Source organism: Antarctobacter sp. (assembly GCF_965277915.1).
Taxonomy (GTDB): Bacteria; Pseudomonadota; Alphaproteobacteria; order Rhodobacterales; family Rhodobacteraceae; genus Antarctobacter.
In genome coordinates this window covers 1,930,580-1,956,636 of record NZ_OZ255849.1, presented here as the reverse complement: position 1 = coordinate 1,956,636, position 26,057 = coordinate 1,930,580, and the positions used below count along the sequence as shown (strand labels likewise).

The 26,057-nt window shown below is 62.6% G+C and carries 20 protein-coding genes and 1 pseudogene; 8 read left to right on the top strand and 13 right to left on the bottom strand.

The window, feature by feature from the left end; genetic code table 11:
* Positions 1-54: 54 nt before the first annotated feature.
* A complete protein-coding gene (locus ACQY5B_RS10345; RefSeq protein WP_420325333.1) occupies positions 55-1,188 on the bottom strand; it encodes a CobW family GTP-binding protein in 1,134 nt (377 codons plus the stop codon).
* 80 nt (positions 1,189-1,268) lie between these two features.
* Between ACQY5B_RS10345 and hisI the strand changes: the two genes are divergently transcribed.
* Positions 1,269-1,742, top strand: coding sequence for a phosphoribosyl-AMP cyclohydrolase (gene hisI / locus ACQY5B_RS10340; protein ID WP_420325334.1), 474 nt, complete (start codon positions 1,269-1,271; stop codon positions 1,740-1,742).
* Positions 1,743-2,153: 411 nt separating this feature from the next.
* On the opposite strand, the gene asnB is transcribed toward hisI, so the two are convergent.
* Positions 2,154-3,620, bottom strand: a complete 1,467-nt coding sequence (gene asnB / locus ACQY5B_RS10335; protein WP_420325335.1) for an asparagine synthase (glutamine-hydrolyzing) — start codon at positions 3,618-3,620, stop codon at positions 2,154-2,156.
* A 421-nt stretch (positions 3,621-4,041) separates the two neighbouring features.
* On the opposite strand from asnB, the gene ACQY5B_RS10330 reads away from it, so the two are divergent.
* On the top strand, positions 4,042-4,911 hold the full coding sequence (locus tag ACQY5B_RS10330; protein WP_305971791.1) for a LysR substrate-binding domain-containing protein: 870 nt from the start codon (positions 4,042-4,044) through the stop codon (positions 4,909-4,911).
* A 181-nt stretch (positions 4,912-5,092) separates the two neighbouring features.
* On the opposite strand, the pseudogene ACQY5B_RS10325 reads toward ACQY5B_RS10330, so the two are convergent.
* Positions 5,093-5,927, bottom strand: a pseudogene (locus ACQY5B_RS10325) (IS5 family transposase).
* A gap of 50 nt (positions 5,928-5,977) precedes the next feature.
* Between ACQY5B_RS10325 and ACQY5B_RS10320 the strand changes: the two are divergent.
* The gene (locus ACQY5B_RS10320) at positions 5,978-6,313 is read left to right on the top strand and encodes a hypothetical protein (RefSeq protein WP_420325336.1); all 336 of its coding nucleotides are present in this window, start codon (positions 5,978-5,980) and stop codon (positions 6,311-6,313) included.
* A gap of 336 nt (positions 6,314-6,649) precedes the next feature.
* Here the strand turns inward: ACQY5B_RS10320 and qhpR are convergent, their stop codons facing one another.
* From qhpR to peaA, 7 genes are all read right to left on the bottom strand, one after another.
* Positions 6,650-7,579, bottom strand: a complete 930-nt coding sequence (qhpR, locus tag ACQY5B_RS10315; RefSeq protein ID WP_420325337.1) for an AraC-like transcriptional regulator QhpR — start codon at positions 7,577-7,579, stop codon at positions 6,650-6,652.
* A 167-nt stretch (positions 7,580-7,746) separates the two neighbouring features.
* On the bottom strand, positions 7,747-9,456 hold the full coding sequence (locus tag ACQY5B_RS10310; RefSeq protein ID WP_420325338.1) for an ABC transporter transmembrane domain-containing protein: 1,710 nt from the start codon (positions 9,454-9,456) through the stop codon (positions 7,747-7,749).
* On the bottom strand, positions 9,453-10,106 hold the full coding sequence (qhpE, locus tag ACQY5B_RS10305; RefSeq protein WP_420325339.1) for a subtilisin-like serine protease QhpE: 654 nt from the start codon (positions 10,104-10,106) through the stop codon (positions 9,453-9,455). The genes ACQY5B_RS10310 and qhpE overlap by 4 nt, the downstream gene beginning before the upstream one ends.
* Entirely contained in the window at positions 10,106-11,188 is a 1,083-nt protein-coding gene (gene peaD, locus ACQY5B_RS10300) for a quinohemoprotein amine dehydrogenase subunit beta (protein WP_420325340.1), read from the bottom strand. Before peaD ends, qhpE begins: the two co-directional genes overlap by 1 nt.
* 5 nt (positions 11,189-11,193) lie before the next feature.
* Positions 11,194-11,520, bottom strand: coding sequence for a quinohemoprotein amine dehydrogenase subunit gamma (gene qhpC / locus ACQY5B_RS10295; RefSeq protein WP_420325341.1), 327 nt, complete (start codon positions 11,518-11,520; stop codon positions 11,194-11,196).
* Entirely contained in the window at positions 11,517-13,013 is a 1,497-nt protein-coding gene (peaB, locus tag ACQY5B_RS10290) for a quinohemoprotein amine dehydrogenase maturation protein (RefSeq protein WP_420325342.1), read from the bottom strand. The genes qhpC and peaB overlap by 4 nt, the downstream gene beginning before the upstream one ends.
* Positions 13,014-13,022: 9 nt before the next feature.
* A complete protein-coding gene (peaA, locus tag ACQY5B_RS10285) occupies positions 13,023-14,579 on the bottom strand; it encodes a quinohemoprotein amine dehydrogenase subunit alpha (protein WP_420325343.1) in 1,557 nt (518 codons plus the stop codon).
* Positions 14,580-14,744: 165 nt separating this feature from the next.
* Between peaA and qhpG the strand changes: the two genes are divergently transcribed.
* On the top strand, positions 14,745-16,031 hold the full coding sequence (gene qhpG, locus ACQY5B_RS10280) for a flavin-dependent monooxygenase QhpG (RefSeq protein WP_420325344.1): 1,287 nt from the start codon (positions 14,745-14,747) through the stop codon (positions 16,029-16,031).
* 673 nt (positions 16,032-16,704) lie between these two features.
* Here qhpG and ACQY5B_RS10275 read toward each other — a convergent pair.
* The gene (locus ACQY5B_RS10275) at positions 16,705-19,131 is read right to left on the bottom strand and encodes a calcium-binding protein (protein ID WP_420325345.1); all 2,427 of its coding nucleotides are present in this window, start codon (positions 19,129-19,131) and stop codon (positions 16,705-16,707) included.
* Positions 19,132-19,484: 353 nt separating this feature from the next.
* Between ACQY5B_RS10275 and ACQY5B_RS10270 the strand changes: the two genes are divergently transcribed.
* Complete coding sequence (locus ACQY5B_RS10270; RefSeq protein ID WP_420325346.1) at positions 19,485-21,248, top strand: hypothetical protein; 1,764 nt, start codon at positions 19,485-19,487, stop codon at positions 21,246-21,248.
* Between the two features lie 56 nt (positions 21,249-21,304).
* On the opposite strand, the gene ACQY5B_RS10265 is transcribed toward ACQY5B_RS10270, so the two are convergent.
* Together ACQY5B_RS10265 and ACQY5B_RS10260 are read right to left on the bottom strand one after the other, a co-directional pair.
* Positions 21,305-23,059: an ATP-binding protein gene (locus ACQY5B_RS10265; RefSeq protein WP_420325347.1), complete on the bottom strand. Its 1,755-nt coding sequence runs from the start codon at positions 23,057-23,059 to the stop codon at positions 21,305-21,307.
* A 4-nt stretch (positions 23,060-23,063) separates the two neighbouring features.
* The gene (locus ACQY5B_RS10260) at positions 23,064-23,606 is read right to left on the bottom strand and encodes a heme NO-binding domain-containing protein (RefSeq protein ID WP_305968704.1); all 543 of its coding nucleotides are present in this window, start codon (positions 23,604-23,606) and stop codon (positions 23,064-23,066) included.
* A 493-nt stretch (positions 23,607-24,099) separates the two neighbouring features.
* Between ACQY5B_RS10260 and ACQY5B_RS10255 the strand changes: the two genes are divergently transcribed.
* From ACQY5B_RS10255 to ACQY5B_RS10245, 3 genes are read left to right on the top strand one after another with little or no spacing between them, the layout of a single operon-like run.
* Complete coding sequence (locus tag ACQY5B_RS10255; RefSeq protein ID WP_420325349.1) at positions 24,100-25,275, top strand: PP2C family protein-serine/threonine phosphatase; 1,176 nt, start codon at positions 24,100-24,102, stop codon at positions 25,273-25,275.
* Between the two features lie 4 nt (positions 25,276-25,279).
* Positions 25,280-25,627: an STAS domain-containing protein gene (locus ACQY5B_RS10250; RefSeq protein WP_428400340.1), complete on the top strand. Its 348-nt coding sequence runs from the start codon at positions 25,280-25,282 to the stop codon at positions 25,625-25,627.
* On the top strand, positions 25,624-26,037 hold the full coding sequence (locus ACQY5B_RS10245; protein WP_420325350.1) for an ATP-binding protein: 414 nt from the start codon (positions 25,624-25,626) through the stop codon (positions 26,035-26,037). Before ACQY5B_RS10250 ends, ACQY5B_RS10245 begins: the two co-directional genes overlap by 4 nt.
* Positions 26,038-26,057 lie beyond the last annotated feature (20 nt).

The following is a 26,057-nucleotide window of genomic DNA, read 5'->3' as shown; positions in this document are numbered from 1 at the left end:
CGCGACGACAGGACCGACCTGCGGTTCAGAGGTGTCAAAATGGCGCAACATTCCTCAGAACGGCATATCTGCTGTCTGGTGAGACTCGCCGCCTTCTTGCTCGTTGGCCCGTGTGGGGTGCACGCGCAGTGTTTCGAGATTGGCCTTGAGGTCGCTTTCGTCGATGTCCCGCGCAATCACGACGACCCGGCTGGTCGTATCTTTGCCAGACCAGGATTTCAGAGGCACCGGTGCGTCGAAGATGTGCTGAACCCCATGAAAGACAAAAGGCCAGTTCATGCCCTCTACATGCGCGATGCCTTTCATCCGCAGGATATCGGGGCCCTTGAGCGCAATCAGCGTGTCGAGCCAGAAATCGAAAATACTGGAGGGGATTGGATCATTCACCTCGATCGAGGCGGAGCAGATCCGGTGATCATGGGCCCCATGCGCGCTGGCGCCGGAGATTGGCATGGTGGCCGATGGGGTGGGCTTGGTCGGAAACCCGGACAGGCCCGCCAAGGGGTCGGGCGTTTCCTCGGCCATCCCCAGCCAGCTAGATACGTCGGACGACGTCACGCCGCCGCGCATGGCCGAGAGACCGAACAAGGTGCCGGTGGGTACCCGCCCATGATCGCCGTGCACGCGACGGGCCGAGCGATTGATGCTGGCCAGCCGGGCTTCGAACCTCTGGACCTCCGCCGGTGCGACCAAATCGGTCTTGGACAGGATGATCACGTCGGCCATCGCGATCTGGTGCACGGCCTCGAACTGGGTATCGAGCGTGCGCGGTCCCATGGCGGCATCCGCCAGCGTCACGACGCCATCCATTCGAAAATAGGGCCCGACGATCCTATCCACGATCAGACTGTGCAGGATCGGGCCCGGATCGGCGATTCCCGTTGTTTCGATGACCACGCGGTCGAAAGCCAGATCGCCCCGGTCGCGCCGCGCAATCAGCTTGCCGAGGGTTTTCAGCAGATCCCCCCGGATCGTGCAGCACAGGCACCCCGACTGCATCAGGATGGTTTCTTCGGTGGCTTCTTCGATCAGGTCGTGATCCAGCCCCACATCCCCGAATTCGTTCATGATCACGGCAACGCGCCCGGCCTCGGGATCGCGGATCAGGCGGTTCAGAAGGGTTGTCTTGCCCGCACCAAGAAAACCGGTGAGGAGAGTCACCGGAACGCGGGTGTCCTCAAATTCCATCATCTCCTCCTTCTTTACATTTCCGGGGTACTGCGCGACAGGTCGTTATGTTATAACATAACTAAACGCAAGAGGCGACGATGACACAACTCGAATTCAAACCACGAATCTCGGTCGAGCAGGTTGAGGAGGGAACGGATCTCGCGCCGAAATTCGATGAGAACGGTCTATTGCCCTGCATCACCTCGGACGCCGAAACCGGTGAGGTTCTGATGCTGGGCTGGATGACCGATGAGGCACTACGGCTGACCCTCCAGACCGGCGAGGCACACTATTTCAGCCGGGCAAGGCAGGTGCTTTGGCACAAGGGCGCCACGTCCGGTCTCATTCAAAAAGTTGTCGAGGCAAGGATCGATGATGATCAGGATGCCATTTGGCTTCGGGTCGCGGTCGCTGGGTCGGGCGCGTCCTGCCACGTGGGCTACCGGTCCTGTTTCTACCGAGAGGTGTCCGTCGGTCCCTATGCTGGCCAACCCTTGGCTTTTCTCGAAGACCAAAAGACCTTTGATCCTGAGAGTGTCTACGGAGATGCACCCAACCCGACACAGCTCTGACCTCCAACGAATGCAGCGCGCCCCGGGGAAAGTCACCGGAAAATGTCGGAATACCTGTTCCAATCCATCGCTTTGCTGCGCAATCGCCTAGGACGGCACGACCATCGGTGAGACCGCCACACATCCGCGCCAGTTGCGAAAGGCCGGTTCGGGGAAAGTTGCGCCACAGAGATGATTATCTTGGCGATGGTCCGCTGTGCGCTGGAAGCGGCGGTCCATCTTGCCATGGCGGCTCGTCCTAGCCTCTGTGCTGCGAAAAGTCCGCTCTGAGCCAAAGGTGTGATCTCTGCGCGTTGATCTAATGTCCAATTTCGGTTCGGAGCGAGGCATGAGCTATTGTCACGCTCAGTTTCAGGCAGAGATTTCCATGAATTTGACGTCGCGCTGCCTCTGTCGCAAGTGCACCGTCAGCTATTCTGCGTGAACCCTGTCGGCCTCCCATGTGCCAGCGGCGGCGAGGATGCGTTCGGGGTCAGCATAGGCGTCGCGCAGGATACGTTCGTAGAGGCCCCCCTCCGATTGCCGCGTCACCGGACCGACGATCAGGCTTTCCAGCGCGGCGCCCAATGCGTCCACGGTGCCCGAGCCTTCGTCGAACTGCGCCTTCTTTCGCCAGACGAGACCGGCGGGCAAAAGATCTTCGCAGGCCTTGCGCAGGATCCATTTCTCGGTCGTCGGGCCAGTCGCGTCGCTGGCATCGGGGTCCGTATGCCGCATCTTCAACTCCGCCGGGATGGACTGTGCGAAGTCGATGAGGTCGCGGTCGAGGAACGGCGTGCGTGCTTCCAGGCTTTCGGACATGGTCACTCTGTCAACGCGTTGAAGGTTGATGTTGTGCATGGTGCAAAGGCTGCGCGTGAGTTCATCGGCGAGCGCGCGGGGAGCGTCGGCGTAGGCATGGTGATAGGTATAACCCGCGAACAGTTCGTCCGCGCCTTCGCCGGTCAGTACAGCCTTGACCTGCGCCCTTGCAAGCCGCGCGGCAAACAGAGTGGGCAGCGCCGAGCGCACCAGGTCCACGTCCGCGGACTCAAGATGATAGATGACATGCGGCAGGGCATCGATCACGTCCTGCGCGGTAAAGACCGCCTCTTGGTGATCGGCACCGATATGATCGGCAACAGCACGCGCGGCAAGCAGGTCCGGGCTGCCTTCGGTGCCGACGGCAAAGGTCTTGAGCGGACCAAGCCCCTGCGCGATCCGAACCTTCTGCGCGATGGCCGCAATGATCGAACTGTCCAGACCGCCAGACAGAAAGCTGCCGACCTCGACATCGGCCACCATCCACTTGGCGACCGCGGCCTCCAGAACCAGACGCAGTTCACGCGAGGCGCGTCCGATGTCGAAGCCGGGTTCCGCCGTCGCGGCGCCCTGAGGAGTGCGGTACCATTGCCGCCAGCCGTCGCGGCTGTCGAAAAGATGACCCGGCGGAATGGCCTCGATGCCGGCCACCGGAATGCCGTCGAAAGCCTTCAGTTCTGACGCAAAGATGACTCCGTTCTTCAGATGCGCAACGTATAGCGGCTTGATGCCAAGCGGGTCGCGGGCGGCGATGATCCGGTCTTTGGTGGCCAGCACAAAGGCAAACATACCGTCCAGGCGGTCAATCCAGCGGGTCTTGCCAGAGCGGAAAAGGTGCAGGATCGTCTCGCTGTCAGAGGCCGTTTCAAACGCCGCCTCTCCGAGGATCGCGCGCAGGTCCGCATGATTATAGATCTCGCCATTGGCAACCAACATGTCGCCCGTCTGGCGTATCGGTTGCGCGCCATCCTCCGGGCCGATGATCGACAAACGGCAATGCGCCATTGTCACGGGCGCACCGGGCAAGGCGGAGACTTGGACTTCGTCAGGTCCGCGATGCGCGATCTTTTCGATCATCCGCTTGGCAAGCGCTTTGTCATCAATGTTCCAAAGGCAGACGAAACCGCACATGGGAAATCCTTTCGAAATCTGGCGTTACACGCTCGACGGTTGCGGAGTGTGGCGCGTACGGGGATAGACCAGGCAGGCGTAGAGACGCCGGATCAGGGGCGCGGGCGATGGCCAAGCGAAAGAGGCCCTCAGCCGGACATCCGCGATCTCGCGCTGCAGATCGGCGGGGGCCCAACCTTGCGCCATCATGCAAAGCTCCAACTCGCCTGGTGCCCGAGTCTTTTCCTGTGCCATCGCTGGTATCCAGTCGTTGTTTGTCGGTCTGAAGAACAATTAGGGGCTCAGCGGCGTAAAGAAAAATGAAACGATCTTTCTCTGTGGATGAGTTTCATTTACCCAAGTATCTATGACTCGCCGACTGCCCCCCATGACTGCCCTGCGCACCTTCGAGGCGGCGGCCCGCCACGAAAGTTTCAAGCGCGCCGCCGAGGAATTGCATGTGACCAATGCGGCCGTGAGTCATCAGATCAAGACCTTGGAAGACAATTTGGGACTGAGCCTCTTCCGCCGCCGGGGCCGGACGGTGCAACCGACCGATGCCGCTAAGCGGTTTGCCGCACGTCTCGCTCAGGCCTTCGATACCATCGAGAACGCGGCGATGGACCTTCAGGGCAATCCGATGTCCGGCACCCTGCGCATCGGCGTCACCCCGTTTTACGGCAACAGGATCGTCCTGCCGCGCCTTTCGCGATTCCATGCGCTCTACCCCGAGATCCGGGTCGAGCCGGAAATAAGCGTCTCCCCGAACGACTTTGCCAAGAGCGACCTGGACGGCGGGTTGCGTTATGGTGAGGGCAACTGGCCGGGTCTGACGACAATCAGCATGCAGGACGACCAACTGCTGCCGGTGGCGGCTCCAACCGTGGTGTCGGGCCGCGACTTGCCGCTTTCAGCCGCCGAGATCGCGCAGCTGACGCTTGGCTACATAGATGGGCAGAAAGACGATTGGTCCTCCTGGTTCGAGATGATGGGGTACGAAGGCGCGGCGCCCAAGCAGATGATCGGCTACGGCAGCCGTGCTCGGGTCGTCGATCTGGCCTTTTCCGGCCATGGCGTGGCGCTCGCCGACAGGCGCTTGACTGCCGCCGATGTCGCGGCGGGACACCTGGTGCGTCTGAACGAAACGCCCGTCTCGACCGGCAGGGGCATCTGGCTGGTCTATCCGGACACGGAGTTCCCCGACCCGAGGCTACTGGCTTTCGGCGATTGGTTCAGAACGGAAGTCGGGCAGATCTGACCGTCAGACGCGCATGCCTTAAAAGAAACCGGTTTCGTGGTCTGGCCTCAAAAGACATCCACGAAAGTCCAGCGAATTGGCACTTTGTCCGCGAGTCGGTCAACTGACGTGAGGGTGAGTTGCGCGATGCTCGAAGGTCCGCAGTGGCAAAGCTGCGATGGACGGACGTTAGGGGCAGGACTCATAGCCAATAGATGACGGTTGCGTCGAGAGCGATGGCTGAGAGGAAGACCTTCGGACAACGGTCGTATCGTGTTGCTACACGCCGCCAATCCTTGAGCTTGCCGAACATGATCTCGCATCGCTGCCCGGCAGTGCATTGCATGGCAATGTCACGAGAGGGGCGGTTGCGTCGCTTGTATCGGCGCTTGTCGTATTTGACGGTCTTCTTCCGTGGCTTCCGACCAGGGACGCAGGCGCGTATCCCTTTGTCTTTCAATGCTTCCCGGAACCAGTCGGCATCATATCCGCGGTCCCCGAGCAGCCAGTCGACATCCGGCAGGCTGCCCAGCAGCGCTCATGCGCCGATATAGTCGCTGACCTGACCCGCCGTGACGAACAGGTTCAGCGGCCGTCCTTGGCTGTCGCAGATGGCGTGCAGCTTCGTATTATGCCGCCCTTGGTGCGGCCGATCAGGCGTCCACGCCCTCCTTTTTCACGCCCATGCTGGTCGCTGTTCGGTGGGCCTTGAGATACTTGCGCAGGCTCACTCGAACGCATGGCGTTCGCCTGCTCACGTCGATCATCACGGTCTTCTTTTCGCCGTTCTCGGCGGCCAGACCGGCCATCATCCGGGCGAAGACACCCTTGTCACTCCACCGTTTCCAACGGTTGTATAACGTCTTGTGAGGCCCATGGGCAGCAGGGGCATCTCGCCAGCGTAATCCATTGCGATTGATGAAGATAATGCCGCTAAGGACGCGCCGATCATCGACACGAGGCTTGCCGTGGGCCTTGGGAAAGAAAGGTTCAAGGCGCGCCATCTGCGCCTCGGTCAACCAGAAGAGATCAGACATGTCACCGCTCCGTTTTCAGAGCCGTGAATCACTCAACGGACCTGAAATCAATGGGTCCTGACACTAACTTCAACCGCGTCGCGCCAGGCAAAGGCTGCCTGATCACCATGACGGTCTCACAATCCATCGACGAACGGGTACCGGGAAACGTGCGAGGCTTCAGGCCGCTGCAGACGACCACGGTCAACAATCTCGACACCGCGATCCGGCATCTGCGCGGGTTCCTGCAAGATGACTCTGTGATCGCGTGTCTTGAGCATGTGACGCCTGCCCCCGCCCTCAAGTTCATAATTGACCACCTCCCCTCACAGACCTCCAATCGTGGATCACCGGACACATGGTACAAGGTCGTCGCCAAGAACGTGCCCCACCTCACAGACAGGTGACATGGGCTTTCGGTCAACGCCGGTACATGTCGCCGAGGATCTTCAAGTCTAGCACGCCACGCGCCCCGGAGCCTGATCTGCCCACCTGATCCTCGTTCGACGCCGAAGAGATTGGCCAGCTCTTTGCCCATGTACAAAGGGGGACACGCGAAGGTGACCGCTTGCGCCTCGCACTGGTCACCGGGTGCCGCGCTGATGAACTGGCGATGCTGACCGCGCTTGGCTATCTGCCCTGACCAGTAAGCCGACACCAGACAGGGCGCGCCCAATGTGTTACCGACCAAGGCGCCCCCGGTTGTGCTGACCCTTGATGACGTGACGAAGCAGCCGCGTCGCCTAACCGGCGACGGAATGGCGGCTGGGCGGTTCGCCGAACCAGCGCGAAAAGGCGCGGGAAAAGGCCGTCTGGTCGGAATAGCCCAGCGAAAAGGCCACATCGCTGAGCGACAGTTCGGACCGTTTCAACAGCGCCAGCGCCATCGACCGACGGCATTCGTCGCGGATGTCGTGGTAACAGGTTTCCTCGGCTGCCAGCGTGCGTCGCAGGCTGCGTTCGGACATGCCCAGTTCGCAGGCGATCTCCGCCTGCCCGATGGAGCCCTGCCCTATCCGTTGCAGGATCTGCTGGCGCACCCGGCGCGACACCGGCAGGTGGCGCAAATGGCTGCTCAGCTGCTGGTCCGGCGCCCCCCCGTCTCCCAATGCATCGGGCCGCGTCAGTGACAGGCAACGCACCGGAAAGACGAGGTAATTCTCGCTCTCGTCACAGAGGGTATCGGTACGGTTGTAACGTGAGATCGACTGCGTGCCGTCATCCGCCCCATGCTCGAACCCGACGTCCAGCAGCGCATGACGGTCCATGCCGAACCGCATGCAAACCCCGTGGATCATCGCCAAAGTCAGTTCCGCATCCGCCCGCCGGGGCCAGATATCGGGGTCGAGGATGCGATAGCCCACGCGCACCCGGTCCTCGGCAACTTCCATCGACAGCGCCGTGTTGCTTTGCACCAGCGGGATGCCATGCACGAAACAGCGCAACGCCGATCCCAGCGTGGGCGCCCGCAGGATGGCATCGCCCAGCACCCCTAGCGCCTCCAGAGGCAGTTGCTCACCCAGGCTCCAGGCCGATTGCCCCGCCCCCGGCTGCGCGCGTTGCCGTTCCAGCCCGGTGACAAAGAACGACAGCGGCACATCCGCCCCGACAGCCGGGGTCAGCCCGTCAAAGACAGACCGGGCAATGGTCGAGGATATGACTGACGTCTCCATGACGTGGCTCCAAGTGTTGCTGCGCCGTTCATAGAACTTTCACACTATCACATTTTGCCAATCGGCACGGAAATTGCCCGCGCTCTGCATCGTCGTCCGATCCATCGGGCAACCCCCTGAAAGTGCAGGGTCAAGTGGACCTGCCCAATTAAGCGGCAAGCGGCGGATCACCCTGCCCGCACCAGCCGCGCCCGCGATTCTGGGCCTGGTGCCTGCGTCGTCTCGCCCTCCAGCGCGATGATTCGGTCAAAGTGCTGCGCGCGCACCGGCCCCGCGTGGGCGGTGAACAGGCACAGCGCGCCGGGCAGATGCACCCGCAGGCCGGACAAGATGCGGGTGCAGGTTGGGGCGTCGATCTCGGAAAAGCTTTCGTCAAAGACATAAACCTGCGCAGGTCGCAGCAGCGCACGGGCCAGCGTGATCCGCTGTTGCATCCCGCCTGACAGGTTGGCCCCGGTTTCCTGCAAATCCGTGTCCAGCCCATTCAACCCCCGCGCCCAACCGGCCAGATCGACCAGATCCAGCACCGGCCACAGCGCGGCCTCCTCCGGGGTGTTATTGCCCAACAACAGGTTGTCGCGCAGCGTGCCCTGGATCAGGCAGGGCCTTTGCGGCACGAAGGACACCGCCCGGCGGCGGCTGGTCAGGCTGAACCCGGCGACCTCCGTGCCGTCGATCAGGATCCGCCCCTCGGCCAGCGGCGTTTCCCCGATCAGGGCGGACAGAAGGCGAGATTTTCCGATGCCCGAGCGCCCGTCGACCAGCACCCATTGCCCGGCCTCCAGATCGGCACTCAACGGCGCATGTTGCCCCCCCTGCCCGCGCGCGCCCTCGAACGCCAGCCGGTCAAAGCGGGCCGGACATTGTGCGCCCGCCTCGGGGTCCATACCGTCGCCCACGACATCTTCCAGCCGCTTCAGCGCCACCCGCGCCCGCGCCTGCGCGTGGTACAGGCCCAGCAGGTTGCGCAGCGGCCCCGACATCATCGTCGCATAGGCCAGAAACGCCACCAACGACCCGATCTGCCAGTCGCCGCGAATGACCAGCCAGCCGCCCACCAACAGCACCGCCGACCGCATCACCGCCGTCAGCAGCTGGCTGACCGCGCCCACGCCTTCGGTCCACAGCCTTTGCCGCGCTTGCGCGTCGAACAGCGCGCCCTGTTGGCGACCAAAGACCTCGGCCCGGGTGCTCAGCGCCCCCAGTGCGCGCAAGCCGCCGAGTTGCATGAAGGTTTCCGCCAACTGCCCGTTCAGCCCGCCGCGTTCGGCGCGCACCGCCTCGGCCCGCGCCTGCGTGCCGGGGCGCGCCCATGTCAGGAACCACAGCTCGAACGGCGCGGCCAGCAGCGGCAACAGCGCCAGCCGCCAATCCAGCAGCAGCATAAGCACCGTGCCCCCGGCCAGCCGAAACAGCGCCGTGACCGCGACCAGCAAGGAATCGAACAGGAATTTCTGGATCTCGGCGGTGTCGCCGTCGATCCGGGTCTGGATTTCGCCCACCGTCACCGGCGGCATCGCCGGGTTGCGGTGCAGCGCAGCACCCAGCACCGTCATCCGCAGATCGCCCAGCATCCGCATCGAGGCGCGCAGGTGCTGCATGCCGTTGAAGATGCCCAGCCCGACCACCGCCAACCCCACCGCGAAACTGACCGCCGCCCAGAACAGCAGCGCACCCATGTCGCCGCCCATGATGCCCTGATCGATCACCGACTTGGTGATCATCGGCGCGGCCAGCCCCGCCGCCGCCGCCACCAGCGACAGGACCAGCACAAAGCCCGCCCCCGGCAAGGCGCGCGCCATGACCGGCTGCAACCAGTCGGCGCCGTGAAAGACGCGGACGATCATCATCCGGGCGAGGCGAGTGCGGAGGCTCATGCGCAACGCCTTTCGCGGCCCGCGTAAGCCGCCCGCTCCGTCAATGTCACCATGATCGCGGCCGCGTCCCTAGCGTGCCCCGCTGACAATAGCGCCGCCACATGGCCGGTCAGCCGCGCAGCGCCAAGGCTGGCCCCCGCCATCCCCTGCCCGCCATGTTCCGGCGAATTGCACCAGGCCCCAAACAGCCTGCCGCGCAGATGCGACACCTGATCCCAGGTACAGCGCGCATCGCCCGTCGCGGCGATGACACCGGGATAACCGGCGGGAAAGGGCGATTGGCCCTGCGCCGGATGCGCGGCCACCAGCACCACGCCCGCTGCGACGGCCCGCGACACCGCCTGCGCCAGCACCGCGCGGTCCGCGGCCAGCCCAAGGCTGAGGCCCACGACCTGCACGTCCCCAGCCCCGCACAGCCAGTCCAAAGCCGCCGCCACCCGCAGCGCCGAGGTCACGGCGCGATCATCGAACACCTGCGCATGGCGCAGCGCCGCCTGCGGGCAGGCCCGCGCGATCATGCGTTCCACCGCCGTTCCGTGGCCCAGACGATCCGGCCGGGCGGCCACCGCCCGACCGTCACCGTCAAACGCCATTGCGTCGGCCCCGCGCAGATCGGCGGGGCCACTGTCGATGATGCCAACCCGCACCATCACTCGTCGCGCTGGAAGATACGGATGCTGGCCAGCGACATGGCGGCACCGCCCGGCATGTCCACCTGCCCCTTCTTCTCCAGCGTCTCGGCGTCATAGGCCGCAAGGTCCGACAGCGCCCCGCCCAGCCAGACGGTCTGCCCATCGGACGACACGTTGACCGAGTAATAGCTGTGCGGCAGCGGCACCCGCTTGATTGGCTCTCCACTGACAAGGTCGAAGCTTTCCAGCACGTTATAGGCCCCATAGGCGCGGGTCCGGTCCGGGTTCGCGGCGGTCGAGAAATAGAACACGTCCAGCGTGCGCACGTCCCGCATTTCCATCTCGCCGCTGCGCAGGTCCATGGTCAGCAACCCGGTGCGATAGGCCTCGGGATCGTCAAGGCTCATGTCGCTGCGCGCGGTGTAGAACGGCGTCACCAGCATGTCCGAGGTTTCGAACTGGCTCCACGCGTCCAGCACATCCGAGGGGTAATAGCCGGCGTCAGTCCTCCAGTCCTGGATCGGGTAGTCGTCCACGTGTTCACCCGTGGCCACGTCGAAGACATGCATCGACCGGCCCAGCCCATAGACCTTGCTGCCATCGGTCGAGAACATCACCACCGTGATCTGGCGCGGCACCTCGAAGGTCTTCAGCGTCTCCAGCGTGCCGGTGTCGATCAGCGACATGCGCGTCGGCAGCACCTCGAAATGCGACAGGTGCTTTTTCATCGGCGTCTCGAACACCGCCAACATCGACCCATCCGGCGACAGGTCCATCCCGAACATGGTCTTGACCTGTTCGGTCGGTGTGCTGAGGTCGCGCCGCGCCACGGTCTCACCGGTTTGCAGGTTCACCTTCACGATGCTTTCGGACTTGTTCACCGTGACATAGGCAAATTCGCCCACCGCATCGATGACCGGGATCATCGGCGTCGGCCCGGCGTTTTCCAGCGTGATCACCTTGTCGACGGCCATCGCCTCGGCATCCACGATCACCAGCTTGTCAGGCCGCGCGGGCGCAAGGATGTAATCCTTGGCCACGACCGGCGCCGACATCAGCAGGCTGGCCGCAACACACAACAGGGGGAGTTTCGTCAGCATCGGGCTCATCCTTTCGGCTCGGGGAAGACGGATTGCAGGTTGCGCCAGTCCTCGCCGACGTTGTCGGCGCCCGCGCTCCAGTCCGGGTAGGTGTTCAGCGTGTCGGCCACCTGCGCGGGCCACCAGCAGGGATCGGCGCAACCGTACAGGTCCGCCTCCATCGGCTGGCACAGGTTGGACACCGCGCCAAAGGCGTCTACCTCCCAACCGGGATCGAACGAGGTGGTGCAGCCCACAAGGCTGTTCATCGCCACGACTTCCTCTTCGCGACCCTCGGCCTGCGCCTCGACAAAGGCCTTGGCCTTGGAATTTGCGGGGGTGAGATGTTTCATTGGGCAATCTCCTGAACGGTATCAGTGGCTTGGGCGCGCGCGGGGCCGGGTTTCGACAATCCCGGTTTCGATAGGCGCGGCTCCAGTTGCGAGCGGAAGAAATCCGGGTTGGCCTGCATGATGCGGACATAGGATTCGATGCCGAAATCCACCCAATCGCGCATCAGATCGCAGTAGTGATAGACCGGGGCAAAGGCATCGCCCTGCCGGGCATAGCTTTCGTGGTAACAGCCGCCCGCACAGATCGACCGGATGCGGCAGGTCTTGCAGCCAAAGGCCGACCGGTCCTGCGCCTTTTCGATGAACCCGGCCAGCTTCGGCACATCGATGCCGCTGTCCACATTGCCATAGGTCGGCTCATCCGACCCGACAAATCGGTGACACAGGTGCAGGTCGCCCTCCTTGTCCACGGCCAGCATTCCCAGCCCCGCGCCGCAGGGCACCGCCTTTTTCGTGCCTTGGGCAATGTCTGTCAGCAGCTGGTGCATGTTGGAAAAGCCGATATTCTCGCCCCGGCAGGCGGCGTCGGTATAGCGGCGGCCAAGTTCCTTCATATCGTCGAACACGCGTTTCAGCGCACCGTCATCCAGGTTGAACACCGCGATCGGGCCGGAGGTGGCGGGGCCGAAACCGACCTCGGCAAAGCCAAGGTCATTCTTCAGGTGGTCATGGATGCCGATCACATCCGTCACGCCGCGCGTCAGCGTCACGCGCACGCCCACGGGCCGCGCGGTGTAGCGCTCCAGCAGCATCCGCACCTTGCGTTCGACCACGTCATAGGTGCCCTTGCCGCCCACGGTCTTGCGGTTCTTGTCGTGGAGCGCCTTGGGCCCGTCCATCGACACGGTCAGGGCAAAGCGGTGCGCGTTGAACCAGTCCACCAGTTCCTCGGTCAGCAGGGTCGCGTTGGTGGTCAGGCTGAAATCCACCACCTTGCCCTCTTCGGCGGCGCGCGGCACCGCATAGTCCACCACCGCGCGGATCAGCGGCATGTTGGACAGCGGCTCACCGCCAAAGAACACTACGTTCACGCGGTCCCGGTCATGCGCTTGCTTCAGCAGCATTTCGAAACTCTGTCGCGCGGTTTCGAACCCCATCTTCTCGCCCTTGGACGGAACGGTCAGATCCTCCTTGTAGCAATAGGTACAGGCCAGGTTGCAGCCGGTGTTCACGTTCAGGATGATCGTGGACAGGGGAATTTCCTCGACCTTGACGATCTGGCGCGGCACTTCCGGTTCTGCCGCGTCGCGCAGGATGTCGAGATCCAGAAAGCTTTGGACGCAGTCCGACAGGTCGGACGGGGTGTGCCGCGCGCCCAGCGACGTGCGCATCGCCTCGGCGTCCACCGCCGGGGTCCGCTGAAACAGGTCGTAGACGTCCTGCGACACGGGATCGAGTTCGAACAGCGACGAGCTGGGCACATGCATCAGCATCGCGTGGCCATCCACGTCGACCCGATGCGCATTGTGCTTGATAAGGGTCAGTTCTCCCATGATGCCTCCTCAGCGGATCGGGGTGTCGACAAAGCGCTGCACGGTTGCGTACAGATGCGCCTCGGCGGTCAGGGGGGTGGCACCGGCGTCATAGGTGGCGATGACCTTCAGGTTGCCGGTGTTGTTGGTGCCCATGAAACGCTCGGGGTTCGGCCCCGCGCCCGCGGGCATGAACAGGCCCGTCTGGTCGATGCTGCCTGCGTATTTCGCATCCTCGATGGCGGCGGCGGCCTCGTCCCAGTTGTCGACGACCCAGCTGACCTTGACCACGCCAAGCGGCAGGTCGTCGTCGGTACCCGGCTCTCCGTCCGGGCCATCGGCCCATCCCATCGCCTCGAACTGCGCCGGGACCTTGGGGATCGGGCCGCCGTTGCCACCGATGCGCGCCATCGCCTCCTCTGGCACGATGGTGATGCGGTCCACGCCATCATGCGCCACCAGGTCGGCAGGCGCCGTCAGATCGCCCAGCCCGAGGGTCAGCGCGCCCTCGGCCTGCGCCGTTACCGACAGCACCACCTTGTTCGGGCCGCTCTCGACCACCTCCGCCGTCACGCCCTCGGGCAGCACCGGATCGCCACCCAGCCCGCTGCCGATCAGCGTGACCTCCGTGGCCTGACCCACGGGGACTGAGGCCGGGCTCATGGACAGGATCTGCGGCGCGGCCTCGGTGGGCAGCGCGGTCAGCCGTCCGCCCACCGTGTCCTGATCCGCCACGAACCAGCGCCCCGACAGCGCACCATCCTTCAGCGCCATCACCTGCCGGATCATCACGTCCCCGGATGTCAGCGTCGCGCGCCATTCACCGGCACCGTAGATGATGCCGCTGCCGGTATAGATCTCTGATCCATCGGCATAATCCAAGGTCATGCTGACATCATAGCCACCCTCGGCGGCGGTCAGATCCAGCGTCCCGGAGTAATCCCCGCGCCCCGGCTCATGCCCCGCCACGACGTAGCTGCCCGACAGATCGCCGGCAAAGGCTTCGGGCGTGTCGCCCAGGGGATAGGCCTCGGCGAGGTAGGGAATGATCTGCTCATTGGCGATGCCCCACCAATCGCGGTCCCGCGCCAGCGCCTGATACTCCAGCGAGGGGAACTGACCCAGGTGGAAGTGGATCAGGTGGTCCCAATCCTCTGCCGTGCGCCGTTGCAACGCGACCCGCGCGTAAGAGTGGCAGCGCCCGCAGGTTTCGGTCATCAACTGGTCCGGCCCGGCATCGCTGGCCACCGGCTCTTTCTCAAGGATATAGCGCCAGCCCTCGGTTTCCGCGATGGACAGCCCCCGCGTGTCGGACAGGTAGGCCACGATACTGCGGCGTTCGTCCGCGCTGAGCGCGACGCCGTGATTGCGCATCATTCGCACCACCGTCATGTCCCAGGCCTCTGGCGTCTTGCGCACCGCGTCGATGCGCTCGATCGTCCCGTCCTCTCTTGTCACGTGGCAGGCGGAACATACGTTCTCTAGTATCTCCGCGCCGGTTTGGGCAAAGGCGGGCGTGGCTGCCCCGGTCCCCAGCACGACACAGGCGGTCGAGACGGACAGGGAAAAACGCGATCTGGATGTCATTGGTGTGGTCCTCCGGCGGATCGACAGGCCGTGTGCCGTCGATGTGGCTGTGATCTGGACAGGCTGACGAAAGACCGGGCGACCCGTCCTGACATTTCCGGCCACCGCGCGTTTTTGGCCGGAAATGTCAGGACGAGGCGCAGGCCGCGCCGGTTGAGTGATCACATGACAGGCAACCCCGATATGATCGTGCTGGGCGGTGGCCCGGCGGGCGCGGTTTCGGCATGGCTGGCCGCGCGCGAGGGCTTGCGCGTTCTGCTGATCGACCCCGAAAAACCCTCAGGCCGGATCGAGGGGCTGAGCCCACGGCTGCACCACTGGCTGCGCGCCACCGGGATCGGCGACGGCGGCACCACGCTGGGGCCGTTTCCGCGCCGCGTCGACTGGGCCAACCAGCCGCAATCGGTGAACACAGAACATGCCGTAAACCGGGACCGCTTTGACGCGCATCTGCGCGCAGCGGCGGTCGACGCGGGTGCGCAGGTACTGACCGGCGCGGCGCAGCTGTCCGACCGACAGGTGACATTGCAGGACGGCCAAACCCTGACCGCGCGCTGGATCATCGACGCGCGCGGACGGCAGGCGCGACGGGCCGACCGCACCCCCCTGCCCATTTCCACCCTGTCGATCTGCGGCTGGTATCGGCAGGACACCCCCGGCCCGCCCGGTTTCGACATCACCGCCCTGCCCCAAGGCTGGCTCTGGCGGGCGGCGCTGCCCGATGGCCGCACCTGGGCGCAGCTGACCACCGACGCCCGCAGCCCCGACCCGATGGAGGACCGGCTGTCACAGGCCCTGACCCGCGCGGGAACAACGGGGTTCACCCTACAAACGCCGCTATTGGCCCGCGCCTCTGCCCCGCTGCTGCCCGCGCCGATCGCGGATCTGACCTGCCTGCCCGTGGGCGATGCGCTGGCCGCGATGGATCCGCTGTCCGGCCACGGGCTGTTCTGGGCAGTGTCCAGCGCGCTGTCCGCCGCCGCCGCGCGGCGCACACTGACGGCGCAACCGGGGTCCGACGCGCTCTGCCGCCGCTACCTGCAAAAACGTGCGCGCGACACCTATTTGCGCAACGCCCGCATCGGGCGCGATTTCCTGCGGCTGGAGACGCGCTTTGCCGATCAGCCGTTCTGGACTGCCCGCGCAGGCTTTCCCGATGATCTCCCCGCTCATACCCCTGTAGAGCGCCCGGAAATCCGCCCCGGCATGGCGCTGCGCAACGGCCTGATCGCGGAAATGGACCTGCTGTATACCCCGCAGGAAACCGAAGGCGTCGGATGGTTCGGCCAGATCCCCGCCGCGGCCTTCTGGCGCGCGATCTGCGCCGGCCAGCCCCGCAACCAACTGATTGCGGACCATGGCCCCCATGCCGCCGCTCTCTATGACCGGCTGGCCCCCTACGCCACTGGCCCCACCTCGACCCGCCGCACACCGGGGTCGATCTCGGCATAGGCCCTGAGTAGCTGCGGCAGGAAATGTGTGCGGACGTCATCGGCCACGAATCACGACGGCGCGGCCAGCGTCACGCGCCCGACCTCATGCACCATATCCGGCAGTTGCCCAAACCAGGCCTTGGCCAGCAAGAGCGACGCCTCCTGCCGCCATGCGCCTTCGCCCGAAATGGAGAAGTCACAAACTCAGTGAAAACCCTTTATGGAGTCAGCAGCTTGCGTGAAGGTCGTGAAAGGAACGCTGCTCGCCTAATCTGACCTTCGAAGAACGCCTAAATGGCATGATGCAAAGATGCCGACCCCGGAACTCGCGGATCGGTTGGGCGTGCGCGCCTTCGACGATTTATCGCAAATTGCGCCGGAACTTCCTTGAAGACAGGATGAGGCCTGACCTCAACGGCCACCACGCCCTCGTCGCATAAGAGGTCTACGAGGAAGGTCGGGCGCTCCATCGCGACCTGTTCCGCCATTCCGCAAAAAAGACCGCCGTCGAAGCTGCGCACAAACGCCCGGCGCGCCATTACCTTGGCCCCTCGAACGGAGGTCGCGGCCTGGTCACGACTGAAGGACGGCATGGGCCACCGATGGTGTCAACACACCAATAGGGAACGCAAGAGATTTGCATAAGGAGACGAGGCCGCGAATGGCGGCCCCGCACAATTTCCGCGGACAAATCAGAATATGAAGTTATCTTCCCCGAGGTCAGCCAAGTCGACCGACTTCAAGATCAGCTTGTCGCCAGCTTCACCACCATCCAGCTTGGACAAATCGATGATGGTCGCCCAGCCCTGATCCTGCGCCGCCCCAAGAACCGTCGCCAGATCGGTGTCGTATCCCGATAGGTCCAGAACGTCATGCTCGGCTTCGAAGTCGTGGACGAAATCCTTGCCGGAGCCGTTGGCAAAGACAAAAGTGTCCGCTTCGCCGTCCACGGACCAGTTGCCGCCCCACAAGTGATCGTTGCCTGCGCCGCCTTCGATGGTGTCGGCGCCGGTGCCCCCCACCAACTTGTCAGTGCCGATGCCCCCGTTCAATGCGTCCGAGCCGGAGCCGCCATTCAGGTAATCCTTGCCTTCTTCGCCCGAAAGCACGTCGCTTCCGGACTGGCCTTGCAGGCTGTCGTTGCCCTCTCCACCGGCCATGACATCGTTTCCATCGGCGCCGTGCATGTTGTCGTTGCCTTCGTCACCGAAAAGCCGGTCGTTGCCCACACCACCATTGATTTGGTCGTCACCCGCGTTGCCAGAGATGATGTCATCGCCTTCGCCTCCGTTCAGGGTGTCGTTGCTCCCTTCGACCAAGGTCAGGCTGGGCTCTCGCAGGAGAACCGCAGAGTCGGCATCGACCGTCACGAAGGCGTCCGAAGACCGGGGATCAACCGCACCGTCGTTGGACCCGGTCGCGGGTGCCTTGGACATGAACTCGGCATAGGCCTGCCCCCGGTCCCAATCCATGTTCACGCGGAAGATGGCGCCGGTGTTGGCAGTGCTGCTGACCAGATCGTGGTCACCGCGGTTCAAGCCGTAGTACAGGTTGCCGTCGCCATCGAAGAAGACCGCGCCATAGGCACCGCGGGCCATGCTGGACACCATGTCCTCGCCATAAAGCGTGCCGGTGATGGCGATTTCGCTGACAATCGGCGTTCCACCATCAGCAACCTCGGACATGTCGATCTTGACGACCTTGCCGTCGGCGCCGTTCGCTTTTGGGGAAATCACCGCATAGAACGCCTGCTCGGCCGCGTTGAAGGCCAGGTCATAGGTCCGGTCAGTGAACATGGAGGCGTCAAAATGGTAATAGGTGATCTGCGGATTGCCATTGGCGTCCAGGTTGTCGACATCGACAACGCTGATGCGATCCAGTGAGGTGTGGAAGGTCCAGAGGTTGCCCTGGTCATCAAAGTCGCCGACATAATCGCCGTAGAACCCTGCACCGATGCGATAGGTCGCCCCGTCCGCGTCGATCATCACGATGTCAGAACTGCTCACCGCCTGGCCGAGCGTGTCCGTCCCGGCGGACTTGGCCACCCCATAGATCAGGTCGTCCTCGATGTTGAAGCCGACGGCATTGATCTTGAAGCCCGGTGCGTTGCCCACGGCCGTGTACGCGCCCGTCTGAGTATCGAAGACGTGGAGATGACCGTCAATCACCTGGTAAAGGGCACTCTGGCCCGGGGCAAAGGCCGCAACCGTGGTCTCGGCGCCCGCGATCGTCATGGACTTGTCGTAGGAAACGATCGCGCCTGAATGGTCGTAGGTCACGGCGTCAACCGGTTCGACCGCGCGAAAGCTCAGTTCGCCCTCGGCCCCAGAGCTGACGACGTCGATTTCATAAGTGGTATAGGCCGCCGAACTGGTCCGGACCGTTTCGACGACTTCGCCATTCCAAAGCACCTCGACCTCGGCCGCGGAAAAACCGCCAGCCAGGTTTGTCGCAAGCTCAAAGGAAATGGTGTAGGTTTCACCGGCGACGGTCGCCGCAGACTGCGCGATCCGGTCTGTCCCCTCATCGTCGGAAAAGCTCCAACCGCCCTGGCCGGCAAGAGCTTCCAGCGCCACCGGCGCAGCACCATTGTCCAGCAGGTTCAGGCCGTGGTCATCGCCAAGGATCGTGTCGTCTCCCACACCGCCATTGATGAGGTCGGCACCAAGGCCGCCCTCTGCGTAGTCGTTGCCCTCTTCAAGGTTCAGGGTGTCGTCACCCAGCCCACCAAACAGGTCGTCCGCGCCCCAACCCGCGTTCAAAAGGTCATTGCCAAGACCGGCACGCAGGGTGTCATTGCCCCAGTTGCCCAGCAGGACGTCGTCTCCTGCGCCGGTTTCGATCAGGTCGTCAAAACTGTGTATGGAGCCCCAGGCACTGACCACCACGGCCGCCGCGTCATAGACCCAGCGCCCGTCGATGAACTGCCATTCGTCGCCGACCATGTCACCGGCTGCAAGATCGCTGCCGCCACCTGTCGCGATGACGTCATCGCCTTGCAGACCGTTCACACGGTCTACGGCCTCGCTCGACGTTGCGGCGCCAATTGCGTTTGCGATCTGGTCGTCATGCACGGTGCCCAGGGTCTCAAAAACCGTCTGGCTCAGTATGGTCGACAATGGATTATCCTCTTCAGGCCTTGGCGCGAACTGCTTGGTGCGTCGCACGAAATATGGGTGACGTTTGCTTCCCTCCTGATGTCACAGGCCCGGAACTGCCGCCATTTCGCGGGCGGATCAAAAAAGGGACAAAAGGATAGGTGTCCTCGCCTCGTATCCTCGGATCGCCAAAATGGGCTATGCGGCACACTTGGAATCTGCCGCCATGACCTGTTCGGCCATACCAAGGAGCGGGTACCAAGCCAGTGTCGGGGTTTGCCAGATTTTTGATTTCAGACGGTTGGTGGTTGTCGGACCGTTTTTGCGTTTTCCCTGCCCTGGGTACCGGCGAGATTTGCCAACCTGTGTTCGTGATGGCGGCGCGCCTGCATCTGACCGGGAAAAACGTGATCGCGGAGACTTGGACGGCGATTCCGCGTGCGGTATGTTACCCGCTTAGAACAGGGCGCGCCGAGTCAGACCCGAAGCAAGAGCACAAACCAAAATTTAGCGAGTTTTCTGCGGGCACGGACATGATGACAAGACCGCCCCGGACAGACACGCGCGATCGGGCAAGGCGCATGCAGGTGAAACGCCTTGGCAACCTGCCCCCACGTGTCATTGCAACCCTGATTGCCTGTCTCCACGCATCGCCCAGCGGTGGGGATGACTTGGAACCATCGCAAATGCCTTTCTCGTCGCGCCCGGCGTTTGTGAATACCGCAGAGCCAGCAACCCCCGGCGCTCGGGAAATCGTGCTGGACTTGCCGAGCGCCCTGTATTGGCCGCGTCACCAGCGGGGCGAAATCGGTCAATGGACATATGTCATATTCCCCGACGGATCGGCCAAGATCCTGAGCCAGGGCGAAAAACGCAGGCTTGTTGCCCAGCTGGATTGCGAGGCCGCTGTTGGTTGTGACGTGCGATTTGAGGATGGTCGGGTTCTCACCGTGGATGTCGGCGCCGGTGAACGCCCTGCGATGCCCTCCGACCTCAATTTGGATACGGTCGCGCGCTACCTGGCAGCGTGGATCCTTGCCGGGACGGCACCACCACCGCCGCCACCATCGCCGGAACCAGATCTCGAAGCGGTTGTCGATGAAACGGTTTTGGAAACCACGGCCAAGGCACCGCCTATTCCCGAGGGGCCCGCCGATCTTCCGGAAGGGGTGCAACCGGTCGACCCGGCTGGAGGAGCGGACACCGGCGATCTTGTTGCCCCCGCCTCGACAGCGGCGCCTTCGGGCGGACCGTTGCCGGAAGTGGCCCCGGTCTGCGCAGAGCAGGAGCCTTTTGTTCCCTTTGCATGCGCCGAACCTACCGGCCCGCTGCAACCCGCCGAGGACGTGCCAAGGGCACAACCGGCAACACCGTTGACCGCAGCGGCGCCACAGTCCGTTGCGCCGGGCGCCAGCAGGGCTGCATCACCGGCACCTCCTCCGACACCTGCCGCCCTGACAAAACCGAAGGACTTCATCGAGCGATTCAACATCAACTGCTCGCTGACCGGCTCGACGTCTCTGGCGCATCTCAACCCGGACGAGGATAGTCGTGGGAACGCAAAACCGCGTGTCAGCCTGGGCTGCAGTGCCCGACTGACCGACAAACTGTCGTTCCGGGGCGCACTGCTCGCCTACACGAACCCCAAGGATCAGAAGCCCTGGGATCCGGACTATACATATGCGTTCACCTATCGCGTGACCGAGAAATTGAGCCTTGGGTACAGCAATTATTCCGCCCGGTTCACGAGCGGTGGCAGTCCGGTGGCCGACCTGTTCCGCGGCAAGCTCCGGGCCAGTTACAAGTTGCCCGCGTTGACACTGCCGAACGACAAGAAAATCCCCTGTACTGCCAGCCTTGGTCTGCCGCAACCGCTCAAGGAAAGCCTGAACCTGTCCTGCGGATATGCCGTCACGGACAAGCTGCGCGTCAGTGGCACGGCATATTTCTACAAACCGGGAGAGCAAGGCACTTATCAACCGGACTACAGCTATACGGCCAGCTATCGTTTCAATGATGACTGGATTCTGTCGTACAACAACTACAGCAACAACCGGTGGCCGTGGAACAAGGGCGACGCGCCGGGACCGGGAATAACCGGCGGCAGCCTGTCGCTCACCTACAAGTTCAAGTTCTGAAACCGGGCTCCCGTTCGATCCGCGCTTGGATCGAAAGGCCTATGCCTGACCGCCCCTTACCCGCTCAACAAAGCGTCCAGGTCGTCCAGCTTCGCTTTGAACTTGGCTGCGGTCTGCTCGACCGTTTCATCGTTCAGGTGGGTTTCCCCGGTTTCGATCTGCCTCGCCCATTCGACCATGTCACTGAACCCGAAAGCCATCGCGGCGCCCTTGAGCGAATGCGCCTGTTCGCTGACCTCTTCGTGGTCGCCAGCCCGTTCGGCGGCAAGCAGGGCCTCGATCCGCGAGCTTGAATCCTTGACGAATTTACCTGCGAAATCCGACAGCCCCTCCAGGCCAAAAACATCGACCAGCCGTTCATGCACGTCGGGCGACAACAGGTCGACAAGGCTCCGCGCTTCCCTGGTGTCTGCTTCTGGTCGGCTCTTGGGCTGCGTGACGGGCGCATTGGTCAAGGACGCATTCGGAACCCCGGGGAACATGGCGACTTCGATCGCGCTTTTCAGATCCTCGAAAGGAATTGGCTTGGAAAGGATCCTGTCGATACCGACCAACTTGGCCTCTTCCTCGATCGCGTCCATGACATGCGCGGTCAGCGCCATGATCGGCGGGATCTGCGCGTCCGACCACTTGTCGCGGATCCGGCGGGTTGCTTCCAGCCCGTCCATTTCCGGCATCGCCACGTCCATCAGCACCAGATCGTATTTGCCCGGGGCGAATTTCTCGAGCGCGATCCGCCCGTTCTCGGCAAGATCCGCCTTCAGTCCCATGCGGTCGAGATAGGTGAGCAGGAGTTTCTGGTTGATGATATTGTCCTCGGCAATGAGGACCTTCTTGCCGGTGATGTCCCCGGTCTGGTCGTAGGCTTCCGGCAGAGGATCGTTCTGCCCCCGGGCTTCGGGTCTTACGACTACCCGCACCGGGATCTCGAACCAGAATGTCGATCCTTCGCCTTCGGTCGTGGTCACCGAAATCGTGCCACCGATGCCCTTGATGATCCTTTTGCAAATCGCGAGGCCCAAGCCGGTGCCCTGCGCCGCGGCGGTCAGCGGGTTGGAAATCTGGGTGAAGTCCTTGAACAGGTTTTCGACCTCGGACTCGGGAATGCCGACGCCGAAATCTTCGACTTCGACCCGCAGCAAGGCACCCTCGGGGTGATCGCGCGCGGTTGCCCGTACGATGATCGGCCCATCCGTCGAAAAGCGCAGCGCATTGTTTACCAGGTTCGAGATCACCTGCCGGATACGTGTCGCGTCCCCCAGGAAAAGCGTGGGCACGCTGTCGTCGATCCGCGCAAAGATCCTGCGGTTCGCGCCATGCTCATGCGACGCCACCAGTATCCGGATGCTTTCGATCAGCGCCCGGATGTCCACGTTCTCTTCCTCGAACAGGAATACACCGGCCTCCATCTTGGAGAAATCGAGCACATCGTTGACGATCCGGCCCAGACCCACGCCCGCGGTCTTGGCGAAATTCAGCAGTTCGAGCTTTTTCGGATCTTCCTCATCCATCGACAACAGGTCGATCATCCCCAGCAGACCACCCAACGGCGTCCGGATCTCATGGCTCATGGTCGCAAGGAACCGGCTGCGTGCCGTCGAGGCGGCCTCGGCCCTCTCAAGGGCGCTGCGCAGTTCCGCCGTGCGTTCCAGCACCGCCTGTTCAAGGTCGGCGGAATATTCGGACAGCTTCTGGTTTGCCAGAAACAGGTCTCGGCTTTTCTGCTCCAGCAGGGCCTCGGCCTCGGCCTGGGCTTTCAAAGCCCGCTCGTAGCGGGCGCGCGAAACGCGATCGTCAGGGGTATCCGTCATCTGTTCAGGCGTGCAACTTGATATCGAAAGTCATGACGTTGGGATTGCCGGGGTGCGCAACGCGCTGAATCTCCCCTTCTTCGCCGAAACGTTTCAGGCACGCCTCGATCAACCCTTGGCAGAAGGCGTCCAACGGCCTGGGCGATGAGTACACCATTTCCATGCGGTTCTCGCCATGACGTTCCGTTTCGAACCGCGGCAGTTCAGCATCCGGGTACAATTTTTTCACCTCGACGTGGATTTCCCGATCCACCGCCTCCAGCAGCGAAAACGCGGATGTCCGGTCCACGAAGAACTCGGGATAATGCTCGGCAAAGAAATCCATCATCCAGTGCCCGAACTGGATTTGCAGGGCCTCGGCGCTGAGGCCAGAGTGGTTGCTGAACGCCACGACCATCTTGACCAGCTCGGAACAGGGGTAGTTGCCCACGGTCGTAAAGGCGCCGCCGTTCTCAAGATCGGCCTTTTCTATGACCATGTCCACTGTGTCTTCGCCAAAAGCCTGTTCGGCCATCTTGACCAACTCAACGAAAATCACGCCCTTCATCAGCGATGACCTTTCCTTAGTGTTCAGATCGCAAAGGCGGCCTGAGTTCTGTCCCGTCGCCGCGCAGTCGTGCAGCGCGATGATGGCCTGTCTGCAGCCTCAGTCGTGCCGCGGGGCAAAGCCGAACATATCAGCGCGCCACGCCGACGCCAATATAGCGAGTTGGCCCAAGGCTCCAAATGGCGAAGTCGACTTCCCTTTCCCCGTTGCACGGGGCATCGGGATTGGTCATCTATCCGAATGAGAAGGCGTCGGGACACTTGCGCCGCTGAAGACCCATCCGGGGGCATTCTCGGATCGACCGGAGCACGTTATCAAAATGATATCAATACACGGCATAGCAATCTTACCGTCAAACAAGGTCAGTCGAATCGTGGTAGCACAACGCTTCTCCAACGCTCACGCCTTCCTGTGCGGGGATTTGCCGACGCCACGCGCGCCACTGTCCGGCACCTTCAATCCGAACAGCCCTTGAATGCCCAACCTTGCTCCGATGACCCAACCACTCGAAGTCATAGTTGCCGAAGACAACCTGATCCAGCGGGCTTTCCTCGCCAAGGTCATCGAAAATCTTGGCTACAAATGCTCTACTGCCGAAAACGGAAAGGTCGCTTTGGAGTTGGTCCAGCAGACGGGCGCACAGATCGTCATCAGCGATTTCCGAATGCCGGTCATAGACGGCATCGAACTTACCAAACGGTTGCGGGAACTCGACCTTGGCCACTATGTGCATATCATCCTGATCACCGGCAGTGCTGACGAAAAGGTACGCTCTGATGCGCTTGAGGCCGGGGCCGACGATTTTCTAAGCAAGGGCCGCGACACGGCCGCGCTCCAGGCACGGTTGCGCGCGGCATCGCGCCTTATCCATCACGCGCGTGAACTGGCGGAACAGCACAGGATCCTGAAAGAAGCCAACGACCGGATTCAGACCGATCTCAAGACCGCGGCCAATGCGCAGCGGCAGCTGCTGCCCGAGCTGCACGAGGACATATTCGGAACGCATATCGCATCGGCTTTCGTGCCCTCCGCCGTGGTTTCGGGCGACATGTTCGGTTGTTTTCCGCTCGACGGCAAGCGGGTCGGTTTCTACGCCGTGGATGTTTCCGGACACGGGATCCATGCCTCGTTGCTGTCGGTCGCGATCGGCCACCTGATCACGCGCGAGTATTTCACGAATATGGTGATGGCGGACGGCAATTCGCCAAATCCCGCGGCTTTGGTTTTTGATCTGAACAAACGCTTCAGTGTTTCGGAAAACGATGATTACTTCACCATGTTCTGCGGCGTTCTCGACAACGACACGGGTCGCTTGGACTTTTGCCAGGCCGCTTATCCGTCACCCTTTTACATCGCATCGAATGAAATCGCGCAAGCCGTCGGAGACGGGGGGTTTCCGGTGGGAATGTTTCCTGATGTCGAATATGAAAACAACACGATGAGCTTTGAACAGGGTGGAACCTTGGTGATCTGTTCCGATGCTGCGCAAGAGGCGGACAATCCCCAGCAAAACCCGTTCGGAGTTGAACGCCTCCGGCAGACCATCCACCAAAACCGCAATGCGGATACGCACGAATTGCCGGAACGTATAGTAGAGGCATTGCATGACTGGCGCGGAGGCGCAGCGCTCGAAGACGATTTGACCGTGCTGGTTCTGACGAGGAAATGAACAGATGATCCACTCCAATACCCATGGCAAGAACGATGTCACCGTTATCAGACCGGGTGTAGAACGCCTGACGGCCATACATGCCAAGACCTTCAAGGAAGAAGTCGTCGCGCTCGTGGATGCGGGGGCAAACCGGATCGTGATCGACTTCAGCGCCACGAATTTCATCGACTCTTCCGGTCTTGGGGCACTGACCGGGGTCCTGAAAAAGATCGGTCATCGCGGCGATCTGGTCGTCTGCGGCTTGTCCTCGGACGTCGAGCAGATGTTCAGGATCTGCCGGATGGACCGGGTGTTTACCTTGTACAGGGACGAAGCAGCGGCCATCCAAGGACTCAACGAAAAGTCATGACCGTGCAGACCTTCCATATGTCCAATGATCTGGAGGCGGTCGACCCCATGGTTGTCGCCCTCGGTCGACAGGTGGAAGGACGGCTTGAAGGTGTCGCGCAATCCCGTTTCGGCATCTGCCTGAGCGAGGCCCTGACCAATCTGGTCCTGCATGCAGAGACCTCCAACAAGGACATTCCGATCCAGATACACTTGACCACTACCCAGCATGAGGTCGTGGTCGAGGTGTTCGATCCGGTAGGCGCCCCGGCGTTTGACCTGCGTCAGCACGGGAATGTCTTGTCGCAGGTCGACGCATGGGCCGAGTCCGGTCGCGGTCTGGGCCTGATCATGGAATGTGCAGATCGGGTGGACTATGGGCCGGTCGCGCGAAAAAACCGTCTATTGCTTGGCTTTCAGGTGGGAACATGACCGCTAGAACGTATCGAGTA

What these genes read in the sequence shown, in the direction of transcription:
- ACQY5B_RS10345 (WP_420325333.1), bottom strand. Translation starts at nt 1,188, where the DNA reads ATGGAATTTGAGGACACCCGCGTTCCGGTGACTCTCCTCACCGGTTTT.
- hisI (WP_420325334.1), top strand. Translation starts at nt 1,269, where the DNA reads ATGACACAACTCGAATTCAAACCACGAATCTCGGTCGAGCAGGTTGAG.
- asnB (WP_420325335.1), bottom strand. Translation starts at nt 3,620, where the DNA reads ATGATCGAAAAGATCGCGCATCGCGGACCTGACGAAGTCCAAGTCTCC.
- ACQY5B_RS10330 (WP_305971791.1), top strand. Translation starts at nt 4,042, where the DNA reads ATGACTGCCCTGCGCACCTTCGAGGCGGCGGCCCGCCACGAAAGTTTC.
- ACQY5B_RS10320 (WP_420325336.1), top strand. Translation starts at nt 5,978, where the DNA reads ATGGGTCCTGACACTAACTTCAACCGCGTCGCGCCAGGCAAAGGCTGC.
- qhpR (WP_420325337.1), bottom strand. Translation starts at nt 7,579, where the DNA reads ATGGAGACGTCAGTCATATCCTCGACCATTGCCCGGTCTGTCTTTGAC.
- ACQY5B_RS10310 (WP_420325338.1), bottom strand. Translation starts at nt 9,456, where the DNA reads ATGAGCCTCCGCACTCGCCTCGCCCGGATGATGATCGTCCGCGTCTTT.
- qhpE (WP_420325339.1), bottom strand. Translation starts at nt 10,106, where the DNA reads ATGGTGCGGGTTGGCATCATCGACAGTGGCCCCGCCGATCTGCGCGGG.
- peaD (WP_420325340.1), bottom strand. Translation starts at nt 11,188, where the DNA reads ATGCTGACGAAACTCCCCCTGTTGTGTGTTGCGGCCAGCCTGCTGATG.
- qhpC (WP_420325341.1), bottom strand. Translation starts at nt 11,520, where the DNA reads ATGAAACATCTCACCCCCGCAAATTCCAAGGCCAAGGCCTTTGTCGAG.
- peaB (WP_420325342.1), bottom strand. Translation starts at nt 13,013, where the DNA reads ATGGGAGAACTGACCCTTATCAAGCACAATGCGCATCGGGTCGACGTG.
- peaA (WP_420325343.1), bottom strand. Translation starts at nt 14,579, where the DNA reads ATGACATCCAGATCGCGTTTTTCCCTGTCCGTCTCGACCGCCTGTGTC.
- qhpG (WP_420325344.1), top strand. Translation starts at nt 14,745, where the DNA reads ATGACAGGCAACCCCGATATGATCGTGCTGGGCGGTGGCCCGGCGGGC.
- ACQY5B_RS10270 (WP_420325346.1), top strand. Translation starts at nt 19,485, where the DNA reads ATGGCGGCGCGCCTGCATCTGACCGGGAAAAACGTGATCGCGGAGACT.
- ACQY5B_RS10265 (WP_420325347.1), bottom strand. Translation starts at nt 23,059, where the DNA reads ATGACGGATACCCCTGACGATCGCGTTTCGCGCGCCCGCTACGAGCGG.
- ACQY5B_RS10260 (WP_305968704.1), bottom strand. Translation starts at nt 23,606, where the DNA reads ATGAAGGGCGTGATTTTCGTTGAGTTGGTCAAGATGGCCGAACAGGCT.
- ACQY5B_RS10255 (WP_420325349.1), top strand. Translation starts at nt 24,100, where the DNA reads ATGACCCAACCACTCGAAGTCATAGTTGCCGAAGACAACCTGATCCAG.
- ACQY5B_RS10250 (WP_428400340.1), top strand. Translation starts at nt 25,280, where the DNA reads ATGATCCACTCCAATACCCATGGCAAGAACGATGTCACCGTTATCAGA.
- ACQY5B_RS10245 (WP_420325350.1), top strand. Translation starts at nt 25,624, where the DNA reads ATGACCGTGCAGACCTTCCATATGTCCAATGATCTGGAGGCGGTCGAC.